25 protein-coding genes are annotated in these 21,677 nt (G+C 70.1%); 12 read left to right on the top strand and 13 right to left on the bottom strand.

Annotated features, from left to right (window positions below):
• Nucleotide 1: 1 nt before the first annotated feature.
• The 3 genes from ABFX55_RS44850 to ABFX55_RS44860 all read right to left on the bottom strand — a co-directional run bounded on the left by ABFX55_RS44850 (nucleotide 2) and on the right by ABFX55_RS44860 (nucleotide 3,153).
• Complete coding sequence (locus ABFX55_RS44850; RefSeq protein WP_379479043.1) at nucleotides 2–1,831, bottom strand: transketolase; 1,830 nt, start codon at nucleotides 1,829–1,831, stop codon at nucleotides 2–4.
• Between the two features lie 66 nt (nucleotides 1,832–1,897).
• Complete coding sequence (locus tag ABFX55_RS44855) at nucleotides 1,898–2,896, bottom strand: SDR family oxidoreductase (protein ID WP_346129832.1); 999 nt, start codon at nucleotides 2,894–2,896, stop codon at nucleotides 1,898–1,900.
• Nucleotides 2,896–3,153 (bottom strand): hypothetical protein, encoded by a 258-nt coding sequence (locus ABFX55_RS44860; RefSeq protein WP_183656655.1) that lies wholly within the window; start codon nucleotides 3,151–3,153, stop codon nucleotides 2,896–2,898. The genes ABFX55_RS44855 and ABFX55_RS44860 overlap by 1 nt, the downstream gene beginning before the upstream one ends.
• 54 nt (nucleotides 3,154–3,207) lie before the next feature.
• On the opposite strand from ABFX55_RS44860, the gene ABFX55_RS44865 reads away from it, so the two are divergent.
• Genes ABFX55_RS44865 through ABFX55_RS44880 form a run of 4 tightly spaced genes read left to right on the top strand, consistent with a single transcriptional unit; the run spans nucleotide 3,208 to nucleotide 6,730 of the window.
• Nucleotides 3,208–4,119 (top strand): DNA topoisomerase IB, encoded by a 912-nt coding sequence (locus ABFX55_RS44865; protein WP_346129834.1) that lies wholly within the window; start codon nucleotides 3,208–3,210, stop codon nucleotides 4,117–4,119.
• A 46-nt stretch (nucleotides 4,120–4,165) separates the two neighbouring features.
• Complete coding sequence (locus ABFX55_RS44870) at nucleotides 4,166–4,414, top strand: BON domain-containing protein (protein WP_183656660.1); 249 nt, start codon at nucleotides 4,166–4,168, stop codon at nucleotides 4,412–4,414.
• A complete protein-coding gene (locus ABFX55_RS44875) occupies nucleotides 4,398–5,138 on the top strand; it encodes a metallophosphoesterase family protein (RefSeq protein WP_346129836.1) in 741 nt (246 codons plus the stop codon). The genes ABFX55_RS44870 and ABFX55_RS44875 overlap by 17 nt, the downstream gene beginning before the upstream one ends.
• Nucleotides 5,139–5,176: 38 nt before the next feature.
• Complete coding sequence (locus tag ABFX55_RS44880; RefSeq protein WP_346129838.1) at nucleotides 5,177–6,730, top strand: membrane dipeptidase; 1,554 nt, start codon at nucleotides 5,177–5,179, stop codon at nucleotides 6,728–6,730.
• Here ABFX55_RS44880 and ABFX55_RS44885 read toward each other — a convergent pair.
• From ABFX55_RS44885 to ABFX55_RS44895, 3 genes are all read right to left on the bottom strand, one after another.
• Entirely contained in the window at nucleotides 6,708–7,121 is a 414-nt protein-coding gene (locus ABFX55_RS44885; protein ID WP_346129840.1) for a PP2C family protein-serine/threonine phosphatase, read from the bottom strand. The two genes, ABFX55_RS44880 and ABFX55_RS44885, sit on opposite strands and share 23 nt — an antisense overlap.
• Complete coding sequence (locus ABFX55_RS44890; protein WP_346129842.1) at nucleotides 7,121–7,624, bottom strand: ANTAR domain-containing protein; 504 nt, start codon at nucleotides 7,622–7,624, stop codon at nucleotides 7,121–7,123. Before ABFX55_RS44890 ends, ABFX55_RS44885 begins: the two co-directional genes overlap by 1 nt.
• A gap of 102 nt (nucleotides 7,625–7,726) precedes the next feature.
• Nucleotides 7,727–7,876 carry a GPGG-motif small membrane protein gene (locus ABFX55_RS44895; RefSeq protein ID WP_164903902.1) on the bottom strand — a complete coding sequence of 50 codons (150 nt, stop codon included), beginning with the start codon at nucleotides 7,874–7,876 and terminating at the stop codon, nucleotides 7,727–7,729.
• A gap of 63 nt (nucleotides 7,877–7,939) precedes the next feature.
• Here ABFX55_RS44895 and ABFX55_RS44900 point away from each other — a divergent pair, with 63 nt between their 5' ends.
• The gene (locus tag ABFX55_RS44900) at nucleotides 7,940–8,893 is read left to right on the top strand and encodes a TIGR03557 family F420-dependent LLM class oxidoreductase (RefSeq protein ID WP_346129844.1); all 954 of its coding nucleotides are present in this window, start codon (nucleotides 7,940–7,942) and stop codon (nucleotides 8,891–8,893) included.
• On the opposite strand, the gene ABFX55_RS44905 is transcribed toward ABFX55_RS44900, so the two are convergent.
• Together ABFX55_RS44905 and ABFX55_RS44910 are read right to left on the bottom strand one after the other, a co-directional pair.
• On the bottom strand, nucleotides 8,860–9,351 hold the full coding sequence (locus ABFX55_RS44905) for a DUF6328 family protein (protein WP_346129846.1): 492 nt from the start codon (nucleotides 9,349–9,351) through the stop codon (nucleotides 8,860–8,862). The two genes, ABFX55_RS44900 and ABFX55_RS44905, sit on opposite strands and share 34 nt — an antisense overlap.
• The gene (locus tag ABFX55_RS44910) at nucleotides 9,348–9,809 is read right to left on the bottom strand and encodes a DUF1360 domain-containing protein (protein ID WP_346129848.1); all 462 of its coding nucleotides are present in this window, start codon (nucleotides 9,807–9,809) and stop codon (nucleotides 9,348–9,350) included. The genes ABFX55_RS44905 and ABFX55_RS44910 overlap by 4 nt, the downstream gene beginning before the upstream one ends.
• A 107-nt stretch (nucleotides 9,810–9,916) precedes the next feature.
• On the opposite strand from ABFX55_RS44910, the gene ABFX55_RS44915 reads away from it, so the two are divergent.
• Nucleotides 9,917–10,468 (top strand): nucleotidyltransferase, encoded by a 552-nt coding sequence (locus tag ABFX55_RS44915; RefSeq protein ID WP_346129850.1) that lies wholly within the window; start codon nucleotides 9,917–9,919, stop codon nucleotides 10,466–10,468.
• A gap of 118 nt (nucleotides 10,469–10,586) precedes the next feature.
• Here the strand turns inward: ABFX55_RS44915 and ABFX55_RS44920 are convergent, their stop codons facing one another.
• The 3 genes from ABFX55_RS44920 to ABFX55_RS44930 form a co-directional block, all read right to left on the bottom strand.
• Nucleotides 10,587–10,937: a PRC-barrel domain containing protein gene (locus ABFX55_RS44920; protein WP_183656679.1), complete on the bottom strand. Its 351-nt coding sequence runs from the start codon at nucleotides 10,935–10,937 to the stop codon at nucleotides 10,587–10,589.
• 138 nt (nucleotides 10,938–11,075) lie between these two features.
• Nucleotides 11,076–13,265 carry an accessory Sec system translocase SecA2 gene (gene secA2, locus ABFX55_RS44925; RefSeq protein ID WP_346129852.1) on the bottom strand — a complete coding sequence of 730 codons (2,190 nt, stop codon included), beginning with the start codon at nucleotides 13,263–13,265 and terminating at the stop codon, nucleotides 11,076–11,078.
• Nucleotides 13,266–13,345: 80 nt separating this feature from the next.
• Complete coding sequence (locus tag ABFX55_RS44930; RefSeq protein ID WP_183656685.1) at nucleotides 13,346–14,209, bottom strand: DMT family transporter; 864 nt, start codon at nucleotides 14,207–14,209, stop codon at nucleotides 13,346–13,348.
• A gap of 206 nt (nucleotides 14,210–14,415) precedes the next feature.
• Here ABFX55_RS44930 and ABFX55_RS44935 point away from each other — a divergent pair, with 206 nt between their 5' ends.
• Nucleotides 14,416–14,778, top strand: coding sequence for a VOC family protein (locus ABFX55_RS44935; protein WP_183656688.1), 363 nt, complete (start codon nucleotides 14,416–14,418; stop codon nucleotides 14,776–14,778).
• Nucleotides 14,779–14,858: 80 nt separating this feature from the next.
• Complete coding sequence (locus tag ABFX55_RS44940) at nucleotides 14,859–15,743, top strand: DMT family transporter (RefSeq protein WP_346129854.1); 885 nt, start codon at nucleotides 14,859–14,861, stop codon at nucleotides 15,741–15,743.
• On the opposite strand, the gene ABFX55_RS44945 is transcribed toward ABFX55_RS44940, so the two are convergent.
• Nucleotides 15,646–16,890 (bottom strand): FAD-dependent monooxygenase, encoded by a 1,245-nt coding sequence (locus ABFX55_RS44945; protein ID WP_346129856.1) that lies wholly within the window; start codon nucleotides 16,888–16,890, stop codon nucleotides 15,646–15,648. The two genes, ABFX55_RS44940 and ABFX55_RS44945, sit on opposite strands and share 98 nt — an antisense overlap.
• An 80-nt stretch (nucleotides 16,891–16,970) precedes the next feature.
• Between ABFX55_RS44945 and ABFX55_RS44950 the strand changes: the two genes are divergently transcribed.
• A complete protein-coding gene (locus ABFX55_RS44950; RefSeq protein ID WP_346129858.1) occupies nucleotides 16,971–17,558 on the top strand; it encodes a TetR/AcrR family transcriptional regulator in 588 nt (195 codons plus the stop codon).
• A gap of 10 nt (nucleotides 17,559–17,568) precedes the next feature.
• Here the strand turns inward: ABFX55_RS44950 and ABFX55_RS44955 are convergent, their stop codons facing one another.
• Complete coding sequence (locus ABFX55_RS44955; RefSeq protein ID WP_346129860.1) at nucleotides 17,569–18,159, bottom strand: GNAT family N-acetyltransferase; 591 nt, start codon at nucleotides 18,157–18,159, stop codon at nucleotides 17,569–17,571.
• A gap of 106 nt (nucleotides 18,160–18,265) precedes the next feature.
• On the opposite strand from ABFX55_RS44955, the gene ABFX55_RS44960 reads away from it, so the two are divergent.
• From ABFX55_RS44960 to ABFX55_RS44970, 3 genes are read left to right on the top strand one after another with little or no spacing between them, the layout of a single operon-like run.
• Nucleotides 18,266–19,468 carry an acyl-CoA dehydrogenase family protein gene (locus ABFX55_RS44960; RefSeq protein WP_183656700.1) on the top strand — a complete coding sequence of 401 codons (1,203 nt, stop codon included), beginning with the start codon at nucleotides 18,266–18,268 and terminating at the stop codon, nucleotides 19,466–19,468.
• Entirely contained in the window at nucleotides 19,459–20,598 is a 1,140-nt protein-coding gene (locus ABFX55_RS44965; RefSeq protein WP_346129862.1) for an acyl-CoA dehydrogenase family protein, read from the top strand. Before ABFX55_RS44960 ends, ABFX55_RS44965 begins: the two co-directional genes overlap by 10 nt.
• Complete coding sequence (locus ABFX55_RS44970; RefSeq protein WP_346129864.1) at nucleotides 20,595–21,641, top strand: acyl-CoA dehydrogenase family protein; 1,047 nt, start codon at nucleotides 20,595–20,597, stop codon at nucleotides 21,639–21,641. The genes ABFX55_RS44965 and ABFX55_RS44970 overlap by 4 nt, the downstream gene beginning before the upstream one ends.
• The last annotated feature ends 36 nt before the right edge of the window (nucleotides 21,642–21,677 follow it).

Consider the following 21,677-nt stretch of genomic DNA (forward strand, 5'->3'; position numbering starts at 1 on the left):
TTCAGAGCAGCCGCCTGACCGCGGCCACGATCGCGTCCCTTCCGATCCCGGCGTCGGCCAGCTGCTCGCCAGGGGCGGCGGAGCCGGGCATCCCGCGCACCGCGAGCTTGACCACGCGGGGGCCCAGCTCCGAAACCGCCTCCAGCACGGCGTCCCCCAGCCCGCCCTCGGGCCGGTGGTCCTCCACCGTGATGAGGGTGCCCGTCGTGGTGGCCGCCTCGTTCAGCACCGCCCTGTCGACGGGCTTGACGGAGTACATGTCCACCACCCCGACGGAGATGCCCTCCTGCTTCAGCAGGTCGGCCGCGGCCAGCGCCTCGTGCACGGTGATCCCCGCCGCGACGATGGTGGCCCTGTCGTCGGAGGCGTGCCGCAGCACCCTCGACCCGCCGACGGTGAACCTCTCGCCCGGCTCGTAGATGACAGGGGTCTCGCCTCGCGTGGTCCGCAGGTAGGAGATGCCTGAGACGTCGGCCATCTCGGCGACCAGCGCGGCGGTCTGGTTGGCGTCGCATGGATACAGCACGGTGGTGCCGTGGAGCGCGCGTAGCATCGCCATGTCCTCGAGCCCCATCTGGGAGGGGCCGTCCTCGCCGATCGACACCCCCGCGTGCGAGCCGACCAGCCGCAGGTCGGCGCCGCTGATCGCGGCCATCCTGATGAAGTCGTAGGCCCTGGTGAGGAAGGCGGCGAACGTCGCCGCGTACGGCACCCAGCCGCGCACCTGCAGGCCGACGGCCGTGGCGATCATCTCCTGCTCGGCGATGTAGCACTCGAAGAAGCGATCGGGGAAGGCGTGGGCGAACTCCTCCGTCTTGGTGGAGTCGGCCACCTCGCCGTCGAGCGCCACCACGTCGCCACGGGCCGCGCCGAGCGCCTTCAGCGCCGCGCCGTACGCGCTGCGTGTGGCCGCCTTCTCCCCGAGGGGATAGGAGGGCAGCTCCAGCGGCCCGCTGGTGAAGGTGTGCGGAGGGCGGGAGACCTCGGGCGGGCTGACCTTGACGGTGACGCCTCTCTCGCCGCCCAGCTCCACGATCGCGTGCTCGGCGTCCTTCAGCGGCTTGCCGTGCGCGCCCTCGCGGTTGTCCACGTCGTTGACGCCCTCGCCCTTGCGGGTGCGGGCCAGGATGACGGTCGGCCGCCTGCGGGTGTTCCTGGCGTCGCCGAGAGCGAAGTCGATCTGGCCGGGATCGTGCCCGTCCACCTCGATCGTGTGCCAGCCGAAGGCGCCGAACCTGCGCGCGTACGCGCCGGTGTCCCACCCGTGCCTGGTGGGTCCCCGCTGACCGAGGCGGTTGACGTCCACGATCGCGGTGATGTTGGCGAGCCCCTCGTGACCCGCGTGCTCGGCGGCCTCCCACATCGAGCCCTCCGCCAGCTCGCTGTCCCCGCACAGCACCCACACGTGGTACGGCAGGCGGTCGAGGCGCCGGCCCGCCAGGGCCACGCCCACGCCCACGGGCAGCCCCTGGCCAAGGGAGCCCGTGGCCACGTCCACCCAGGGAAGGCGCGGCGTCGGGTGCCCCTCCAGCCGGCTGCCCCTCTTCCTGAAGGTCAGCATCTCCTCGTCGGTGATGGCGCCGGCCGCCTTGTAGAGCGCGTAGAGCAGGGGAGAGGCGTGCCCCTTGGAGAAGATCAGATGGTCGTTGGCGGGATTGTCGGGGTGGTCGAAGTCGTATCTGAGGTGGTGGGCGAACAGGACGGCCATGAGGTCGGCCGCCGACATCGACGAGGTCGGATGGCCTGAGCCTGCGGCGTCGGAGCTCCGCACCGAGTCCACCCGTAGTTGCATGGCCAACTCACACAAGTACTGAACATCCCGCTCGGGCATCGGTCCTCCTAAGGTTTCCCGCCGCCTACCCCGCCCGGCTCTCGCTATGTCAGCGGCGCGCCAGTGTCACCTACGAAGCGCGCGAGCGGCCAGGGCGCCCGCCGCCGCGGCGCCGAGTGTGAGGAGGACGGGCCCGCGGTGCGTGGAGAGCCAGAGCTGCGCGCTGTGAGCGTGCGACCTGTCGTCGAAGCTCCCGTGCGCCCCGTAGTCGTGCTCCTCGTCGGCCGGTTCCCAGAGGTTGGCCACGCCCGTCGGCGGCTTGTCGGTCGCGATCTGCGAGGACTTGCCCGTTCTCGCCAGGTAGCGGTCGACGAGCCCCGGCGCGAAGCGCTGACCGAGCAGGGTGAGCGCCGTGGAGGAGCCGACCCAGTACTCCCTGCGCTCGGGATGGTCAGCGGCGTGGACCAGGGCCCGCGCCGCGACCTCCGGCTGGAAGATCGGCGCCACCGGCTGCGGGTGCCGCCGCAGCCGCGACAGCACCCAGTCGAACTGCGGCGTGTTCAGCGCAGGCAGCTGGACCATGCACACCCGCACCCCGCTGCCCTCGGCCATCAGCTCGGTGCGCACCGACTCGGTGAACCCCTTGATCGCGTGCTTTGCGCCGCAGTAGGCCGACTGCAGCGGGATCCCCCTGTAGGCCAGGGCGGACCCGGCCTGGATCACGACGCCCTTGCCGCGCGGGCGCATCAGGTCGAGCGCCACCTTGGTGCCCCACACGTAGCCGAGGTACGTCACCGCCGTGGTCCGCTCGAACTCCTCGGGGGTCACCTCGGAGAAGGGCGCGAACACCGAGGAGAAGGCGACGTTCATCCACACGTCGATCGGCCCGAGGTCGCGCTCGACGCCTTCGGCGGCCTGCCGTACCTCCTCGTAGGAGGAGACGTCGGCGGGATAGACCACCCCAGCGCCGCCCGCGGTGCCCACGTCGACCGCGGCGGCGGCCAGTCCGGTCGTGCCCCTGGCGATCAGCGCGACGGAGTCGCCGCGCGCGCCCAGCTCACGCGCCACCGCTCTGCCCACACCACCGCTCGCCCCCGTGACCACCACCACGCGAGACGAGCGCATCAACCCGCCTCTCCCGCGCCACGCTCTTTCTGCCGCCTTACGGCCAGCACGATGTCCACGATGGTGGCCACGACCAGCACGCCCGCAACGATGGCCAGCCAGCCGATCCCCGCGATGATGCTGATCGCGCCGATCGCGAAGAGGAAGACCAGGATGAAGGAGCCCGCCCTGATGTGGACGACATCACGGGGAGTCGAAGGAACCATGGGCTTGCCGGAAGAGGAGTGCTCTTCGGGACGGTAGTCATCGTCATGCATGTTCGTCCCCTGCCCGTGCTGTTTGCCGCATAACGTGCCGGGTAGCCGGGCCACGTGCACCCCAGTGACCAGAACGAGCCTGGAATCAGACGCAGGCGCAGGGGGCGGGGGTTCAGCTACTCCTATCCCGACGGGCGTCCCGTGCGCGATCAGGCCACGCTGCGCAGGATCAGGGAGCTGGTGATCCCTCCGGCCTGGAAGGACGTATGGATCTGCCGTTCGCCCGACGGGCACCTGCAGGCCGCGGGCACCGACTCCGCGGGGCGGCGGCAGTACCGCTATCACGACGAGTGGCGCGCCCAGCAGGACCGGATCAAGTTCGACAGGGTGCTGGAGATGGCCGAGCGGCTGCCGGCCTTCAGGAAGGTCGTCCAGGAGCAGCTGGAGAGCAAGGGGCTGGCCAGAGAGCGGGTGCTCGCGGCGGCCGCCCGCCTGCTGGACGTCGGGTTCTTCAGGGTGGGCGGCGAGGAGTACGAGTCGTACGGCCTGGCCACGCTCAGGATGGACCACGTCAGCTGCGCGAACGGCAGTGTCGTCTTCTGCTATCCCGCCAAGGGCGACATCCCCCGCGAGGTGCGGGTCTCCGACGCCTCGGCCTGCAAGGTGATCAGGTCGCTGAAGGCGCTCAGGCACGACGGCGAGCTGCTGCGCTACCGCGACGAGAACGGGTGGGTGGACGTGCGCAGCGCCGACATCAACGACTACGTGCGCGAGACGCTCGGCTGCGAGGCGACGGCCAAGGACTTCCGCACCTGGCACGGCACCGTGCTCGCCGCCGTCGGCCTGGCCCGCACGGCAAACGTCAGCGAGGTGATGCGGGAGGTGGCCGAGTATCTGGGAAACACCCCCGCCGTCGCCCGCGCCTCCTACGTGGATCCCCGGGTGATCGAGGCCTTCGAGCAGGGCAGGACGATCGGGCAGGGAGACCCGGAGAAGGCGGTCATCGAGCTGATCAGAGCCGTTTGACCGGTTCGGCAGCGGGCATGCGAGCGATTTGACGAAGGAGGAAGCGATGGAGGCTCCGCAGTACGTCGCGGCGCGCGTCCAGCGGGCGCTCGCCGAGGACGACAGGACCCATGAGCTGGGCATCCGCGTCGACGTGCGGGGGGATCAGCTGTTCCTGCGCGGCCAGGTCACCGGCGAGGAACACAGGCGGCAGATGGAAAGGGTCGCTCAGGAGGCCGCGCCCGAGCTGCACGTCCACAACGAGCTCCAGGTCGTGCAGGTCCGAGAGCCCGGAGAGGATGAGCATCTTGACTGAGCTCCGTATCGCGGCCGTGGGTGACGTGCACCTGGGCGACGACGTGCAGGGCAAGTACCGTGCCCGGCTGACCGGAATCGAGGACAGGGCCGACGTCCTGCTGCTGGCGGGCGACCTCACCAGGCACGGGACGATAGCGGAGGGCAGGCTGGTCGGCCAGGAGTTCCGCGACCTGCCGATCCCCGTCGTGGCCGTTCTCGGCAACCATGACTACCACTCCGACCTGCAGTACGAGATCATGAGCGAACTGCGCGACAACGGCATCATCGTGCTCGACGACGAGTCGGCCGTCATCACCTGCCGCGGCGCGCGGCTGGGCGTGGTGGGCGGCAAGGGCTTCGGCGGCGGCTTCGCGGGCAAGTGCGCCAGCGAGTTCGGCGAGCGTGAGATCAAGAACTTCGTCCACCACACCAGGGGCATCGCCGACAGCTGGCAGCGCGCGCTGAAGGAGCTCGACACCGACTACAAGGTCGTGCTCTCGCACTACTCGCCGGTCAAGGAGACCCTGGAGGGCGAGCCGCTGGAGATCTACCCCTTCCTCGGCAGCTACCTGCTGGCCGAGGCCGTCGACACGGTCGGGGCCGATCTCATCCTCCACGGTCACGCCCACAAGGGCGCGGAGAAGGGCATGACACCGGGTGGCATCAGGGTGCGCAACGTGGCGCTGCCGGTCCTGGGCAGGGCCTACGGCATCTACTGCCTGAGTGAGTCCGACTCATGTTAGGTCTTGACCGAGCGGTGGCTCGGTGTTGATGTCAGTGCATGGCCCTCCGCCGTGTCCTGGCTCTCATCGCCCTGCTGGGCGCGGTCGCGATGGCCGCGCCCGCGCCCGCACCGTCCGCACCCGTGCGCGGGTTCGTGGACGCTCACAGCCATCTGATGTCGTATGAGGCGTTCGGCGGCAAGCTGCTGTGCGGCAAGCCGTTCGACCCGGCAGGCGCCGCCCGCGCGCTGCTCGACTGCCTCGACCACCACCCGAACGGCGAGGCCGCCTGGTTCGAGAACTTCACCAGGACGGGCTCGCCGGTCGGCACCCACGACCCCGTCGGCTGGCCGACCTTCAAGGACTGGCCGGCCCACGACTCCCTCACCCACCAGCAGGCCTACTACGAGTGGATCGAGCGCGCGTGGCGTGGCGGCCTGCGCGTCATGGTCAACGACCTGGTGGCCAACAGGCAGCTGTGCGAGATCTACCCGCTGAAGAGCAACCCCTGCGACGAGATGTGGGCGATCAGGCGCGAGGCCCAGCGCACGGTCGAGCTCCAGAACCACATCGACACGCTGTCAGGCGGCCCTGGGCTCGGCTGGTTCCGGGTGGTTAAGAGCCCCGCGGAGGCGCGCGAGGTCATCGCGGCGGGCAAGCTCGCCGTCGTGCTCGGCGTCGAGACCTCCGAGCCGTTCGGCTGCCGCACCACGCTCGGCGTCCCGCACTGCACCAGGGCGCAGATCGACCGAGGGCTCGACGAGATGCACGCGCTCGGCGTGCGCAGCATGTTCGTCTGCCACAAGTACGACAACGCGCTGTGCGGCGTGCGCTTCGACTCGGGCACCCAGGGCGCGATCGTCAACCTGGGCAACCTGCTGTCCTCGGGTGGCTTCTGGCGGGTCGAGAGGTGCAGGGGGCCCGAGCACGACAACCCGATCTCGCCCGCGGTTCTCCCGCCCGAGCTGGCCCGATGGCTGCCGCCGGGCGTCGGCCTGCCGGTCTACCCGCCCGCCCCGCACTGCAACCCCAAGGGGCTGACCTCGCTCGGCCGCCACATGGTCGAGGGCATGATGCGGCGCGGCATGATGATCGAGATCGACCATATGAGCGTCAAGGCCGCCGACCAGACGCTCGACCTGCTCGAGGCCGCCGGCTACCCGGGCGTCATCTCCTCCCACAGCTGGGCCGACCCCGCCTTCCTGCCGCGCATCTACCGCCTGGGCGGCATGGTCACCCAGTACGGCCACGCGGCCGAGGAGTTCGCCGAGGAGTGGCGGCGCACCCAGCCGCTGCGACAGGAGAGCGGACGTCCCGGCTACGGCTACGGCCTGGACGCCAACGGGCTCGGCCCGCTGCCCGCGCCACGGGCGGGAAGCGCCGTGACCTACCCCTTCGTCTCCTTCGACGGCGCCGTCTCGCTGGACAGACCGCGCATGGGCGAGCGGGTCTGGGACTACAACGTCGACGGGGTGGCGCACTACGGCCTGGTGCCCGACTGGATCGAGGATCTGAGACAGCTGGCGGGCCAGCCGATCGTGGACGACCTCGCCTCGGGCGCGGAGGCCTACCTCAGGACCTGGGAGGGGGCTACAGCACCCGCAGCGCGATGACGCACACGTCGTCGGAGATGTCGCCGTCCAGGCGGGCGAGCACGCACGCGATGCTCTCCTCAGGGTCGTCGGTGTGGCAGTCGGCCGCCGCGCCGACCAGGGCGTCGAGCCCCGCCTGGACGTCGAGGCCGCGCCGCTCGACGATGCCGTCGGTGTAGAGCACCAGCACGTCGCCGGACTCGAGGACGGTGGTCGTCAGCTCGTAGCTCATGGACTCGAAGGCGCCCATCATCACGCAGGGCGAGTGGTCGAGCAGCGTCGCCTTGCCCTGGCGCACGAGCACGGGGGAGGGATGGCCCGCGCTCGTCCACGTGAGGGTCCTGCCGGCGGGGTCGAAGTGCCCGATGATCGCGGTGCCCGTCGCGGTGACGCCCTCGTTGTTGTGGTACATCAGGTCGTTGAGCCAGGTGGCCAGCTGGCGGACAGGTAGTCGTCGAGGACGCCCGACTTCACCACGCCAGGACTGGTCTCGACGAGACGACGGCCGCGGAGCTGGTCTGCTCCGCGGCCTGTGACGTCTTTCGTGTGCCGGCTGGTGGCGGCGACCAGGAAGTCCACCACCCGCCCTCCCGCGTCCTCGATGGGCACCAGGTAGGCGGCGGAGGCGTGCAACGCCTCCAGCACCCCCGTCATCCACGCGGGGACGACGGGCTCGCACGTCTCCGCCTGCGCCAGGGGCGGCAGGGTGACGTCCCTGGCGACCTCCAGCAGGCCGATGCCGCTGTCGCGCGAGAGCCGCCTGAGGTGGTCGGCCGCCTCGTCGGGGCGGACGTTCATCCGCGCCGCGAGCCTGCAGACCGCCTCGTCGATGGCGGCCTCACGCCGCATCCGCCTGCGGAGGACGGCGAGCTGGTCCCTGATCATGGCCTTGGTGGCCGCACTGTCCTGGCTCACGTGTGCCTTGTGCCCCACTGGAGGGGAGAAAGGCAGGGCCATGCCTTATTTTGGGCAAAGCCTCAGGCGGACAGGGCGCTCGTCCCTGTCCACCCGAGGTGGTCATACATTGAAAATACTGACGCCTCCGGGGCCGACGAGGAATCCGAGTACGATGAGGACGATTCCCCAGAGAATGTCGCGACGGGCCAGGATCACGTAGATCCCAGCGATGACGAGGATTACTGCGATGATCCAGAGCAAAGTAGCCATGGGAACTGAGCTGCCCCAGAGGAAAGCCGTCTAACATTCAACCCCGCGGGAATGGGCCGATTCATGACAACATTCGGCTATTTCCTGGCATCGGAGGAACACAGCCCCAACGAGCTCGTACGGCAGGCCCAGCTGGCCGAGCGCTCAGGCTTCGAGGCGCTGTGGATTTCCGACCACTACCACCCGTGGCTCGACGAGCAGGGCCACAGCCCGTTCGTGTGGTCGGTCATCGGCGGCGTCGCCGCCACCACCCGGCTGCCCGTCACCACCGCCGTCACGTGCCCGCTGGTCCGCATCCACCCGGCCGTCATCGCCCAGGCCGCCGCCACCAGCGCCGCCATGACCGAGGGCCGCTTCCGCCTGGGCGTCGGCACAGGCGAGGCGCTCAACGAACACATCACCGGTTCGGCGTGGCCGCCGGCCGAGGAACGCCTGGAGATGCTCGAAGAGGCCGTCGAGGTCATGCGCAAGCTGTGGCAGGGCGACCTCGTCACGCACAGGGGCGCCCACTACCGCGTCGACACGGCCAGGCTCTACACCCTGCCCGACCAGCCGCCGCCGATCTACATGTCAGGGTTCGGCGCCAAGTCCGTCGAGCTGGCAGGCCGCATCGCCGACGGCTACATCTCCACCGGCCCCGCCGCCGAGATGGTGGAGCTGTTCCACAAGTCGGGCGGCGAGGGCAAGCCCGCGGCGGGCGGCCTGAAGGTCTGCTACGCCCCCGACGAGGCGCAGGCCAGGGCGACGGTCCACCGGCTGTGGCCCACGCAGGGCGTCAAGGGGGAGGCCGCTCAGCTCCTGCCGCTGCCCAGGCACTTCGAGCAGCTGGCCGAGATGGTCACCGAGGAGGAGGCGGCGGGGTCGAGCCCCTGCGGGCCCGACCCCGAGGTCCACGCCGAGGCCATCAGGAAGTACGTCGACGCCGGGTTCGACGAGGTCTACATCAGCCAGATCGGACCCGACCAGGACGCGTTCTTCTCGTTCTACTCCGAGGAGGTGTTGCCGCGGTTGCGGTAGAGGTCCACGAGCGGCTGGACGATCCAGAACCACGCGCCGCTCACCGCCACGGCGCCGGCGAACAGCGCGGCGGGCCAGTTGTTGATCACGGTCTCGGTGACCAGCGCGACCGCGCTGGTCATCGCGATCAGGAGGAACACCGCGCCCGCCACGCCCAGCTCGTTGGCCCTGTGCAGCATCTTCTCCTTCAGTCCCGTGCGGAAGAAGAGGCGATGCTGGGCGGCGGGTGTGATGAAGCAGACCGAGGCGAACGCCGCGGCCATCAGCGACACGAAGAACAGCCATCGGCCCAGCGTGTCGACCCTGGGGAAGCCTGCCTGAAAGGGGAGCGTGAGCAGGAAGGCGAACAGCACCTGCACCCCGGTGACCGCCACCCGCAGTCCCTGCAGCAACTCGGCCAGCTCGCGATCCACCCGTTCCTTGTGGCTCTCGCCGGGCTCGCCTTCGGACTCTCTCACTCCGCCTCCTTCATGAGCTTGGCATAGCCGAACTGCAACCAGTCTGAGACGGCCACGGCCGTCATCGTCGAGCCCGCCAGGCGTGTCATCCGCGGGGCGAAGACCAGGCCTGCGGCGTAGGCGGTGGCGATCCACTGGGCCAGGCAGAAGGGGCAGGCGACCAGCTCGCCCACCGCGCCGCGCGGCTCCTCCTTCAGCTCGGCGGGGCCGCTGACCCCTTTGAACCTGGTGAACGGGGCGCGCAGCGGGCTCGTCACGCTGTCCTTGGCCAGCGTGCGCGACAGCCGGTGGGTGCTCACGCCCATGAGGAAGAGATCGAGAACGCCCACTCGCTCGGGAGGCTTCTTGCCCAGGAGGGCAGCCAGCGCGACCGCGGCCGTGACGGCTCCGCCGTACGCCGCCATGATCCGCAGGTAGCCGCCCACAGGGCGGCCGTACTCCTCGGTGATCTCTGTCATGCAGGGCTCGCTACCCCTGCCGGGCAGGTCTAGTCGCCGATCGTGCGGGTAGCTGTCGCCACATGGGCAGCCACAGCCACGAGGTCACCGATTCCATCTTGGAGACGTTGAAGCGAGCCAGCTCCGGGCTCAAGGACGCGGGCGTGCGGTTCGCGCTCGCGGGAGGTTGCGCCGCCTACGCGAGAGGAGCCGCCCCTTCCCTGCATGACGTGGATTTCGTGATCATGGAGAAGGACGTGCCCGCCGCGCTGGAGGCGCTGATCAGGGTCGGTTTCACCACCGCGAAACCGCCCGAGGACTGGCTGGTGAAGGCGTTCGACGAGGGCCGCCTGGTGGACCTCATCTTCAGGATCTCCGACCGGCCGGTCACCGAAGAGTTGCTGGCCAGGGCCGAGCCGCTGAAGGCCTCGGCGGTGATCGTGCCGGTACTGGAGGCCACCGACCTGGTGATCTCCTGGCTGCTGCCGATGTCGGAGCACGCCTGCGACTACGGATCGCTGCTTCCGCAGGTGCGCGCGCTGCGTGAGCAGGTCGACTGGAACAGGGTGGCGGCGGTCACCGAGCACTCTCCCTATGCCTTCACGTTCCTGACGCTGCTGGAACGCCTGGAGGTCATCGACAAGCCGGTCGAGGCGGTGATGGACGACAGGTGGCCGTGACGGCCCCGGCCATGAGACACCAGCCATGAGACACCCGGCCGTGAGAGACCAGCCATAAGAGACCAGCCATGAGAAAGGGCCGCGCCCCCTGCGGGGCGCGGCCCTTCTGCCTCCTGTGTCAGAAGGTCTGGGGGAAGCGGCCGTAGTAGTCGCCCAGCCGCTGCCGGTAGTCCGGCTCCTTGAACGAGCCCTCGTCGAACTCAGGGGCGTTCTTGATCTCTTCCTTCGTCCTGGAGACGTAGACGTTGCGCTCCTGCGGGTCGATGCGGGTAATCACCGAGCCGGGCAGCATGACCTTCTTACCGAAGATCCACGGTCCGGTGTCGATGATGACGTAGCTCTCGCCGACCTCGTAGGTCGCCTCGTCGATTGACCCGATCTTGCCGTCCGTCGCCTGGACGTGGTAACCCACGAGGTCCAGACTCTGGTTGCGGTCGTAGACGTCAGGACGATAGTTCCAGAGCTCCATAGGTGCTCTCTCCCTCTCTTCTTTCGTCTTGTTCGGGCCCGCCCCCACTACCCCGGCAAATCCCCATCAATCGGCTTGCACGCGAGAAATAGCGCCGCCGTCTTATCGGTCTCGGGAAATGGCCAGGTAAACCGGCATTTAACCGTGCCGGACCGCCGAGGTGACTCTCTTGAGGATGCGGTCCCATTCGGTGCCGAACGGGTTTTCCTGCACCATGTACGTCCATGTCGCCGAAGGGCGCTTCAGGTCGCGGGCGGGGTCCTCGAACGACTCGAGCGAGCGCCGCTCCACCTCGGCCAGCAGCGTCTTGTACTCCGCCACCGCCTCGCGCTGGAACTCGTCCACCGGGCTCATGCGCCCGAGCGCGCGCAGGTGGATGCCCTCGCGCAGGTCGCTCAGGAACGCCAGGTGCTCGGTCCAGCACGTGTCGATGGCGTGCAGGACGATCTGCCTGGCGCGATCATCGCGGGTGTCCTCGTCGAGGGACTCCCAGCGCTCGGGGTCGGCCTTGGCCAGCGCCTGCGCGGCCGAGTCGCCGTGCAGGACCTTGTCGCGCCACTCCAGGATGAGCTCGCGCTGGTGCTCGAGCAGGCGGGTGTAGCGCCAGGTGTTGCGGTGGATCTCCAGGTTGACGCCCTCGGCGACGCGCTGCGCGTGGGCGATGAGGTAGGCGCCGCGGCGGTGCCGTACGACGCCGTCGGGGTCGGCGGCGGGCGGGCGCTCGTCGGGCACGTACTGGGTGATCAGGTCGTCGCGCATGCTCGCGAAGAAGACCGAGCCTCCGGGGTCGCCCTGGCGGCCCGCGCGCCCGCGCAGCTGGTCGTCCAGGCGGCTGCTGACGTGCCGGCCCGAGCCGATCACGTAGAGGCCGCCGAGCTCGGCCACGCCCTCGCCGAGGCGGATGTCGGTGCCCCTGCCCGCCATCTGGGTGGAGACGGTGATCGCGCCGAGCGAGCCCGCCCTGGCGATGATCGAGGCCTCCTCCGCGTCGTTCTTGGCGTTGAGCACGACCGGCTCCATGCCGCGGCGCTGCAGCAGCTTGGCCAGGTTCTCCGACTCGGCCACGTCGAGGGTGCCGATGAGGATCGGCCGCCCCGTGGCGTGCATCTCCTGGATCTCCTCGACCAGCGCCGCGTCCCTGTCGGGCCCGGACGGGTAGAGGCGGTCGGGCTCGTCCAGCCGCACGCACGGCTTGTTCGGCGGGATGACCGCCACCTTCAGCCCGTAGAACTCGCCGAGCTGCTCGCTGACCGCGACGGCGGTGCCCGTCATGCCGCACACCTGCGGGTAGCGCTTGATCAGCCCCTGCACGGTGATCTGGTCGAGGATCTCGCCCTTCTCCGTGGGGGAGAGCGTCTCCTTGGCCTCCACCGCCGCCTGCAGTCCGTCGGGCCAGCGCTGCAGCAGCGCGACCCGCCCGCGCGAGGGGTTGATGAGCTGCACCTTGCCGTCGCGCACGATGTAGTCGACGTCGCGCGTGAGCAGCGCGTGCGCGTGCAGCGCCAGGTTGAGCTCGATCAGCGTGCCCGGCTCGTTCTCGTCGTAGAGGTCGACGTCGAGAATGGACTCCACGCTGTCGGCGCCCTTCGGCGTCAGGAAGACGTTGCGCGACTGCTCGTCGATCTCGTAGTGATAGCCCCTGACGAGGGTGCGCACCAGCGCCGCCATCTCGGGCACGGCGTCGCCGGGGTCGGCCGCGCCCGCCAGCACCAGCGGCACGCGCGCCTCGTCCACGAGCACCGAGTCGGCCTCGTCGACCAGCGCCACCTCGGGCGGGGGCATGATGATCTCGCCCGCGTCGGTGCGCATCCTGTCGCGCAGCACGTCGAAGCCGATCTCACTGACGGGCCCGTAGCAGACGTCCTTGCCGTAGGCCTCGCGCCGCTCCTCGTGCGTGGAGTTCTGGCCGATCCAGCCGACGCTGACGTCGAGCGCCTCGTAGAAGGGCGCCATCCACTCCGCGTCGCGCTGCGCCAGGTAGTCGTTGACGGAGATCACGTGCACGCGCTTGCCCTGCAGCGCGTAGCCCGCCGCGGCCATCGCGCCCGACAGCGTCTTGCCCTCACCGGTGGCCATCTCGGCCACGTGCCCGTGCAGGAGCGCCAGCGTGCCGAGCAACTGCACGTCGTACGGCCTGAGCCCCAGTGTCCTGTCGGCGGCCTCGCGCACGACGGCGCAGAAGTGCGCCAGGTCGTCCATCTTCGGCTCGGGCAGCTCGTCGGGGAAGGACAGCTTGCCGGCCGCCTCGACGATCTTCTTGTAAGGGGTCAGGTTCAGGCCTCCTGGCCGGTCCAGAAGATTCCTGAAAAACCCGGAAAACGACGCCACGACTCCTCCAACGAGCGCTCTGTCGGCACCGGTTCCCGTACGTGTCCGGTACGGCGGCGCCCGCCGTACCGGACACTAGCTCATCCGCGCTCGTGCACGGTGAGCACGACAACAGCGCCGAGCAGAACGAGGCAGCCCGCCGCGGTGAGAGCCGTCAGACGCTCACCGAACAGCAGCACGCCCAGGGCCGCCGCGCCGACCGCCTCTCCCAGGGAGATCACCGAGACGGTGGTTGCCTTGAGCGCGGACAGGCTCCTGAAGTACAGCCCGTACGCCAGGGCGGTAGGCACCGCGCCCAGATAGAGCAGCAGGGCCACGGTCGGCAGCGTCACCTGCGGAACGATGCCCTCGGTCATGGCGAAGGGCGCCAGGCACAGCGCGCCGATCGCAAAACCGCCGACGGCGGTGCCGTAGGGGTCGTCGTGGTGCCGCCTGGAGTGCAGGGTGACGGCGGCGTACCCGGCCGCGGACAGCAGCGCGAGGCCCACCCCCGCGAGCGTGGCGGTGGCCTCGGGCCCGGCGCCGCTCGAGCCCGCCGTGAGCACGACCAGCCCCAGCAGCGCGGCGCCGACGCAGGCCGTGCCGACCCTGTCGAGCCGCTCGCCGAGGAAGAGCCTGCCGCCCACCGCCGTGAACAGGGGCGTGGCGCCCATCGTGACCACCGTCGCGATGGCCACCCCCGAGGTGGCGATCGCGCCGAAATAGGCGGTCTGGTAGATCGCCATGCCCACCCCCACCAGCAGCAGCCTGCGGTGGGTGCCGGGCCTGCGGCGCACGATGGTGATCAGGAAGAGCGCGCCGAGCAGGTAGCGCCAGAGCGACACCCCGAACGGACCGAGGCTCGTGGACTGGAAGAGCAGGGACCCGGCCGCGCCACCGGTGCCCCAGGCGGCCGCGGCCACCGAGACGTACAGCACGCCGCGCCGTACGGAAACTTGCGTCATTGATCTCTCCGGAAGGAGTGGTTGTCGACGTTCGGCCCGTAGGCGGGCGGCAACCACCCCCGGATCACCCAGGATCCGGAGAACTACAGGAGAGTGCCGCCCGCTAGTGCGCGGGGGGCGGAGAGATCACGAAATACGGCACGACTTCACCCTAGCGTCTGCTGTACCTGACAGCAGCTGACAGGTATGCCTGCCAAGGTGGGCCCATGACAACGAAGGCAAGCCTGATCGCCGTCACCATCGACTGCGAGGACCCGGTCAGGATGGCGGAGTTCTGGTCCAAGGTGACCGGCTTCGACATCCAGGTCGCCGAGACCGAGTACTCCGCGGTCGGCGACGGCACCACGAGCATCTACTTCGGCCGTCTGCCCGGCTACAAGGCTCCCGCGTGGCCGAGCGACGACAAGCAGTTCCACCTCGACTTCCGCGTGCCTGACGTGGCGAAGGCGGTCGAGGAGTACGAGGCGATCGGCGCCACCAGGCCCGAGTTCCAGCCGGGCGAAGGGTGGGTCATCATGCAGGACCCTGAGGGCCATGTGTTCTGCGTATGTCCTGAGAGGTCCACCTAAAGTCTGATTCAAGCGATGGCGCAGGGACTCTAAGCTGGACCAATGCTCCTGAGAGGTTCCACGCCCCTGCGCGGGCGCCCATGACGTGGGTAGGCCTGATCATCGCCCTCGCCGGGGCACTGGGATACGCGGTCGGCGCCGCGCTGCAGCAGTTCGAGGCGGTCGCCGAGGGCGCCTCGCTCAAGCTGGTCAAGCGCCCCCGATGGTGGATCGGCGGCGTCATCGGCTTCACCGGCGCCAGCCTCCACGCGGTGGCGCTCAGCTTCGCGCCTCTCGTGGTGGTGCAGCCGGTGTCGGTGGCCACGCTGGTGTTCGCGGTGCCGCTGGCCGCCTACCTGTACGGCCGCAAGCCGTACAAAGCGGAGATCTTCGGATCCATCGCCGTCGCGGTCGGCCTGCTCTGGCTGACGCTGCTGGTGCCGCACACGAACGTGAAGCCGGAACTGTCCTCGGCCTCCGCCCTGGGATTCCTCGCGGTCATCGGGGCGATCGTGCTGGTCGCGAACGCGGCGGCGCGCAGGTCGCGAGGCCCTGCCAAGGCGCTGCTGCTGTCGGTGGGCGCGGGGGTGGTGACCGCCAGCGTGTCCACGTTCGTCCGCGTGGTGGGCGGCGGCATGGAGGGAGACCTCTCCAGGCTCGTCCACTGGTTCACGCTGGCCATCCCCCTCCTGCTGGTCTGCGCGGTGGTGCTGCTGCAGCGCTCCTACGCGGTCGGCTACTTCGGCATCGCCTACGCGGGGGTGCAGGTCATCGACCCGATCACCTCGGTGCTCGCCGGCGCGATCCTGCTGGGCGAGCCGCTGCCCACCTCTCCCTCGACGGCCGTGCCCGCGCTGCTCGCGGCGGCGCTCACGGTCGGCGGCACGATCACACTCGGGCGTCTCGCCCCTGACCAGTCCAGGCCGACTCCGGAGGTGTCCATCCCAGTACCTCATCCATCGAGCGCAGCATCAGATCGGAGCTGAGCCTGCCGGCCAGCGACATGCCCATGTCGCGCAGCCGTACGGCCAGCGGGTTGCGTATCGTGGTGGCCCTGCAGAGCTTCGTCGACCGCGCCACCACCTTCGAGGTACGGGCCAACCTCGCCTCGGTGTAGGCGGGCAGGTTCCGCGCGTTGGCGGCCAGGACGATCGCGTCCTCGATGGCCTGGCACGCGCCCTGACCCAGGTTCGGCGTCATGGGGTGCGCGGCGTCGCCGATCAGCGCCACCCTTCCCCTGTGCATGGCCGGCAGTGGCGTGCCGAGGTAGTAGACGTCGTTGCGGAGGATGTTCTCCGGTCTGGCCGACTCCAGGAGCGCGGGGATGGGCCTGTGCCAGTCGCCGAACCTGCGCAGCAGCCCCGCCCGCTCGTCGCCGTGGGGTTCTCCGGCGGGCGCCAGGTCGGTGGCGTAGAGGTAGACGATGTCGCCGGCCAGCGCGTGGACGCCGAAGACCAGGCCCCTGCCCCACGACTCGGTGCTCTCGACGACGAGGCCGCCCGGGTTGGGGACCAGCACCCGCCACGCGGTCACGCCCGAGTAGACCGGGTCGGGGTGGCCGGGGAAGAGCGTCCTGCGCATGGCGGAGTTGATGCCGTCGCCCGCGACCACCAGCTCGGCCTCGAACTCGCCACCGGCCACGCCCTTGGGGGTGTCTTCTCGGCTGTTCTGGGCGTCGACGCCGGTGACCGTGCTGACCACGCCCTTCTCGGCGTCGACGCCGGTGACCGTGCTGACCACGCCCTTCTCGGCGTCGACGCCGGTGACCGTGGTGCCGAGTCGCAGGTCTCCGACCCGGTCGGCCAGCAGGTCCATGAGGGTGGCGCGCAGCATGATGGCGCCGGAGTCGCCGTAGCGGGCCGCCGCCTTCTCCTCGGTGGTGTGGATCAGCCACCTGCCGCGCGAGGTGCGGACGCCGCCCCTGCCCTGGAGCCTGGAGAGCCGGCGGACCTCGTCGCCGAGCTCGATCGTGTCGAGCGCCTTCAGGGCGTTGGAGGCGATCGCCAGGCCCGAGCCCACAGGTTCGAGCCTCTCCGCGCGCTCCAGGACGGTCACCTGCCACCCGCGCCGCTCCAGCGCGACGGCTGCCGTCAGCCCGCCGATGCCCGCCCCGATCACCACAGCTCTGGACATGCCGTCCCACTTCCTCACTACGCCTGTAGTTCGCGACGCTACTACAGGCGTAGTTGGACTACAAGTGTAGTCTTTGCCTCGTGAAACGTTCGGAGACCGTCGCGGAAGCGGCCATCACCCTGCTCGCCGAGCGCGGCATGCGCGGCCTGACCCACAGGGCGGTCGACGAGCTGGCGGGGCTGCCGCCCGGCTCCACCTCCAACCTCGCCCGGACGCGCGCGGCCCTTCTGGAGTTGACGTTGCTTCGGCTGACGGAGCTGGAGGAGCACGCCTTCGCGCCAGCCGTCGAGGCGGGCGGCTTCCCGGCTCCCGGCGCCACCGTGGAGACCGGCGGGCACCAGCCCGAGCTCGCGGGGCTGTTGGCCGGGGTGCTGGTCGTCCAGTTGAGTGACAGGCGGCGCACGCTCGCCCGCTACGAGCTGGCCCTGGAGGCGACGCGCCGTCCCGAGCTGCGTGAGATCTACGACAGGGTGGGCGCCAGGTTCCGCGAGCCCGCGGTCGCGCTGCTGGCCGCGGCGGGCTCGCAGGACCCCGTACGGCACGGCCGGCAACTGGTGGCCTACGGCGAGGGCATCATGTTCGACGCGATCGCCGGCGCCGGAGTGACCCCGTCGATCGAGGACCTCACCGCGGGGTTGACGGAGTTCCTGTCCGGCATGCTGAGATGACGGGCCGTGGTCAGGTGGAGGCGGCCTGGGTGAGCCTGGCGCGGTGGGCGGGCCACTCGTCGTCGAGGATGCCGAAGACGACCGTGTCGCGCCACGTGCCGTCGAGGCGCGGCCTGTGCCTGCGCAGCGTGCCCTCGTGCACCCCGCCGATGCGCCTGATCGCCGCCTGCGACCTCGTGTTCAGGTTGTCCGTCTTCAGCTGCACGCGGTTGTAGCCGATCACGTCGAAGGCATGGTCGATGAGCATCACCTTGCACGAGGTGTTGACCGCCGTGCGCCACACCGCCCTGCCGTACCACGTCCAGCCGATCTCCACGCTCTGGTCGAAGCCGGGCACGTCGAGGTAGGTCGTCCAGCCGACGGCCCTGCCGCTCTCCTTCAGGACGACCGCGTGCGCCGCGTACTTGGGGCTCTCGATCACCTCGGCGGCCACCGACGCGAGCTCCTCGGCGGTGCGCGGTGTGGCGACGGACAGCCAGCGCCAGACCTCGTCGTCTCCGCCTCCCGCGAGGAAGAGGTCGGGGACGTGGTCATAGGTGAGCGGCTCCAGCCGTACGACGGCGTTCTCGAGCACGACGGGAGAGGGCAGCTTCGCGGTCATGCCGGACACCGTATCGACCGCTCCCACCTGCTCTTATGGCCACCGGTGCGAAATTTCGCCGGACCACTTGTCGACAGCCATACCGGCCGGTCGGTAGGGTCGGCTCATGGACTTCGCCTTCGACAGCGTCACCGAGGACCTGCGCGAGCGACTGCTGCGCTTCATGGACGAATGCGTCTACCCGGCCGAGGAAGCCTTCGAGGAGCAGGCGGCGACCAGCGGCTGGGGAAGTCCCCCGCTGATGGCCGATCTCAAGGAGGAGGCCCGCAAGCGGGGTCTGTGGAATCTCTTCCTGCCCGGTGACCACGGAGCGGGCCTGACGAACCTGCAGTACGCGCCGCTGGCCGAGATCATGGGGCGGAGTCCGAGCATCGCTCCGACGGCGACGAACTGCGCCGCGCCCGACACCGGCAACATGGAGGTGCTGGCCGGGTTCGGCAGCGAGTGGCAGCGCAAGGAGTGGCTGCGCCCGCTGCTCGACGGCGAGATCCGTTCCGCGTTCGCGATGACCGAGCCCGACGTCGCCTCCTCGGACGCCACCAACATCTCCACCCAGATCATCAAGGACGGCGCCGAGTACGTCATCAACGGACGCAAGTGGTTCATCTCCGGAGCGATGAACCCGAACTGCAAGATCCTCATCGTCATGGGCAAGTCCAACCCCGACGCGCCCAAGCACCGGCAGCAGAGCATGGTGCTCGTCCCGCGCGACACCCCCGGTCTGCACATCAAGCGCGGCATGCACGTCTTCGGCTACAGCGACGCCGACCACGGCGGCCACGCCGAGGTGGTCTTCGAGGACGTGCGGGTGCCTGCCGACAACCTGATCGGCGAGGAGGGCGGCGGCTTCGCGATCGCCCAGGCCAGGCTCGGGCCTGGCCGCATCCACCACTGCATGCGCATGATCGGCATGGCGGAGCGCGCCATCGAGCTGATGTGCAGGCGCGCCATCGCGCGCACGGCGTTCGGCAAGACGATCGCCGAGCAGGGCGTCGTCCAGGACTGGATCGCCGAGTCGAGGGTGCGCGTCGAGCAGCTCAGGCTGCTGGTGCTCAAGACCGCCTGGCTGATGGACACCGTCGGCAACAAGGGCGCCCACACCGAGATCCAGGCCATCAAGATCGCCACACCCAAGACCGTCGAATGGATCCTCGACAAGGCCATCCAGGTCCATGGCGCGGGCGGCGTCAGCCAGGACTTCCCGCTGGCAGGGCTCTGGGCGGGAGTGCGCTCGCTGCGCTTCGCCGACGGCCCGGACGAGGTGCACAAGAGGTCGCTCGCGCACAGGGAGCTCAAGAAGTGGATGTAGTCGACAGATTCCTCGAGAACGCGCCCAGTGACCGGCTGGAGTTCCTGCGCGCCAGGTTCGACGCGGGCCTGGCGTGGGTGCACTTCCCCGTGGGCCTCGGCGGCCTCGGCGCGCCGCGCGAGATGCAGCAGGAGGTGGAGCGCGCGCTCGCGCACACCCCGCAGCTCGACACCGGCGTGCAGGCGATCGGCCTGGGCATGGCGGCGCCCACGATCCTCGCCTTCGGCACCGAGGAGCAGAAGAAGCGCTTCCTTCGCCCGCTGTGGACCGGCGAGGAGATCTGGTGCCAGCTCTTCAGCGAGCCCGGCGCCGGATCCGACCTCGCCACGCTCGCCACGCGCGCCGTCAGGGACGGTGACGAGTGGGTCATCGACGGGCAGAAGGTCTGGACGTCGGGCGCCCACCACGCGCGCTGGGCGATCCTCGTCGCCAGGACCGACCCCGACGTGCCCAAGCACCGCGGCATGACGTACTTCATCTGCGACATGCACGCCCCCGGGGTGGACGTGCGGCCGCTGCGCCAGATCACCGGCGAGGCCGAGTTCAACGAGGTCTTCCTCACCGGCGTGCGCCTGTCGGACGACCTGCGGCTCGGCGAGGTCGGCGACGGCTGGCGGGTCGCCCAGACCACGCTCATGAACGAGCGCGTGGCCATCGGCGGCGCGCCCGTCCGCAGGGGCGGCGGCATGATCGGCCTGGTCGCCGACGCCTGGCGCGAGCACCCCGAGCTGCGCACCCACGACCTGCACCAGCGCCTGCTCTCGCTGTGGGTGGAGGCCGAGGTCACCCGCCTTTCAGGGGTACGGCTGCGCGAGCAGCTCGCCGCCGGACAGCCCGGCCCCGAGGGCTCGGGCATGAAGCTGTCGTTCGCCAAGCTCAACCAGGAGCTGACAGGGTTCGAGGTCGAGTTCAACCGCGACCTGGGCTACGACGACTGGGTCTTCCGCCGTTCGGAGTCGGTCGACTTCCTCGGCCGCGACCCCGGCTACCGCTACCTGCGCGCCAAGGGCAACTCCATCGAGGGCGGCACCTCGGAGATCCTGCGGAACATCATCGCCGAGCGGGTGCTCGGCCTGCCCTCCGAACCTCGCGTCGACAAGGACGTGCCCTGGAAGGACCTGCCGCGATGACGCTGCTCTACACCGACGTCGAGGACGAGCTGCGGGCCGCCGTGCGCGACCTGCTCGCCGACCGCTGCCCTCCTGCCGCCGTGCTGGCCAGGGTCGAGGGCGCGCCGTACGACCTGGGCCTGTGGAAGACGCTGGCGCGCGACATCGGCGTGGCGGGGCTGCTGGTCCCCGAGGAGTACGGCGGAGCGGGAGCCTCCGCGCGCGAGGCCGCGGTCGTGCTGGAGGAGCTGGGCAGGGCCGTGACGCCCGTCCCGTTCTTCACCAGCTCGGTGCTGGCCACCCACGCGCTGCTCCAGGTGGGGGCGGGTGAGCTGCTGCGCGGCGTGGCGGAGGGCGATCTCACCGTCGCCCTCGTCGTGCCCTTCTCCGCCTCGCCGTACAGGGAGGCCGGCGGGCAGGTCAGCGCCGCGGACGGCCGGCTGACCGGCGTCGTGGGCGCGGTGGCGGGGGCGGACGTGGCCGACGTGCTGCTCGTCCCCGTGGAGGGGACGCTTCACGCGGTTCCCGCCGCGGAGGCCACCGTCGAGGTCGCGCCCTCGCTCGACCTCACCAGGCCGATCGCCACGGTCACGTTCGCAGGCTCCGTCGCCGAGCCGCTGGGCGCGGTCGACGTGGCCGAGACCCTGCGGTTCGGGGCAGGGCTGCTGGCCTCGGAGCAGCTCGGCGTGGCCGAGTGGTGCCTGGAGACGACGCTCGCCTACGTGAAGGAGCGCTACCAGTTCGCCAGGCCCGTCGGCTCCTTCCAGGCGATCAAGCACAGGCTCGCCGACCTGTGGCTCGACGTCGTGCGCGCCCGCGCCGCGGCGCGCGGCGCGACGGACGGCGCGGCGATGTCGGCGGCGGTCGCGCAGGCGTGGAACGCGGGCGTGGCGGTCCACGTGGCCGAGGAGGCGGTGCAGCTCCACGGAGGGATCGGGATGACCTGGGAGCACCCGCTCCACCTGTTCCTCAAGCGCGCCAAGTCGGCCGAGATCGCTCTCGGAACCCCGGGAGAGCACAGGGAGGCCCTCGCCGCGCTGGCCGACCTCCCTGGTCCCGCCTGACCGGACCCTGACCTGCCTGGGCGGAGAGTTGCCCAG

Source organism: Nonomuraea roseola, from assembly GCF_039535395.1.
GTDB classification, from domain to species: Bacteria; Actinomycetota; Actinomycetes; order Streptosporangiales; family Streptosporangiaceae; genus Nonomuraea; species Nonomuraea roseola.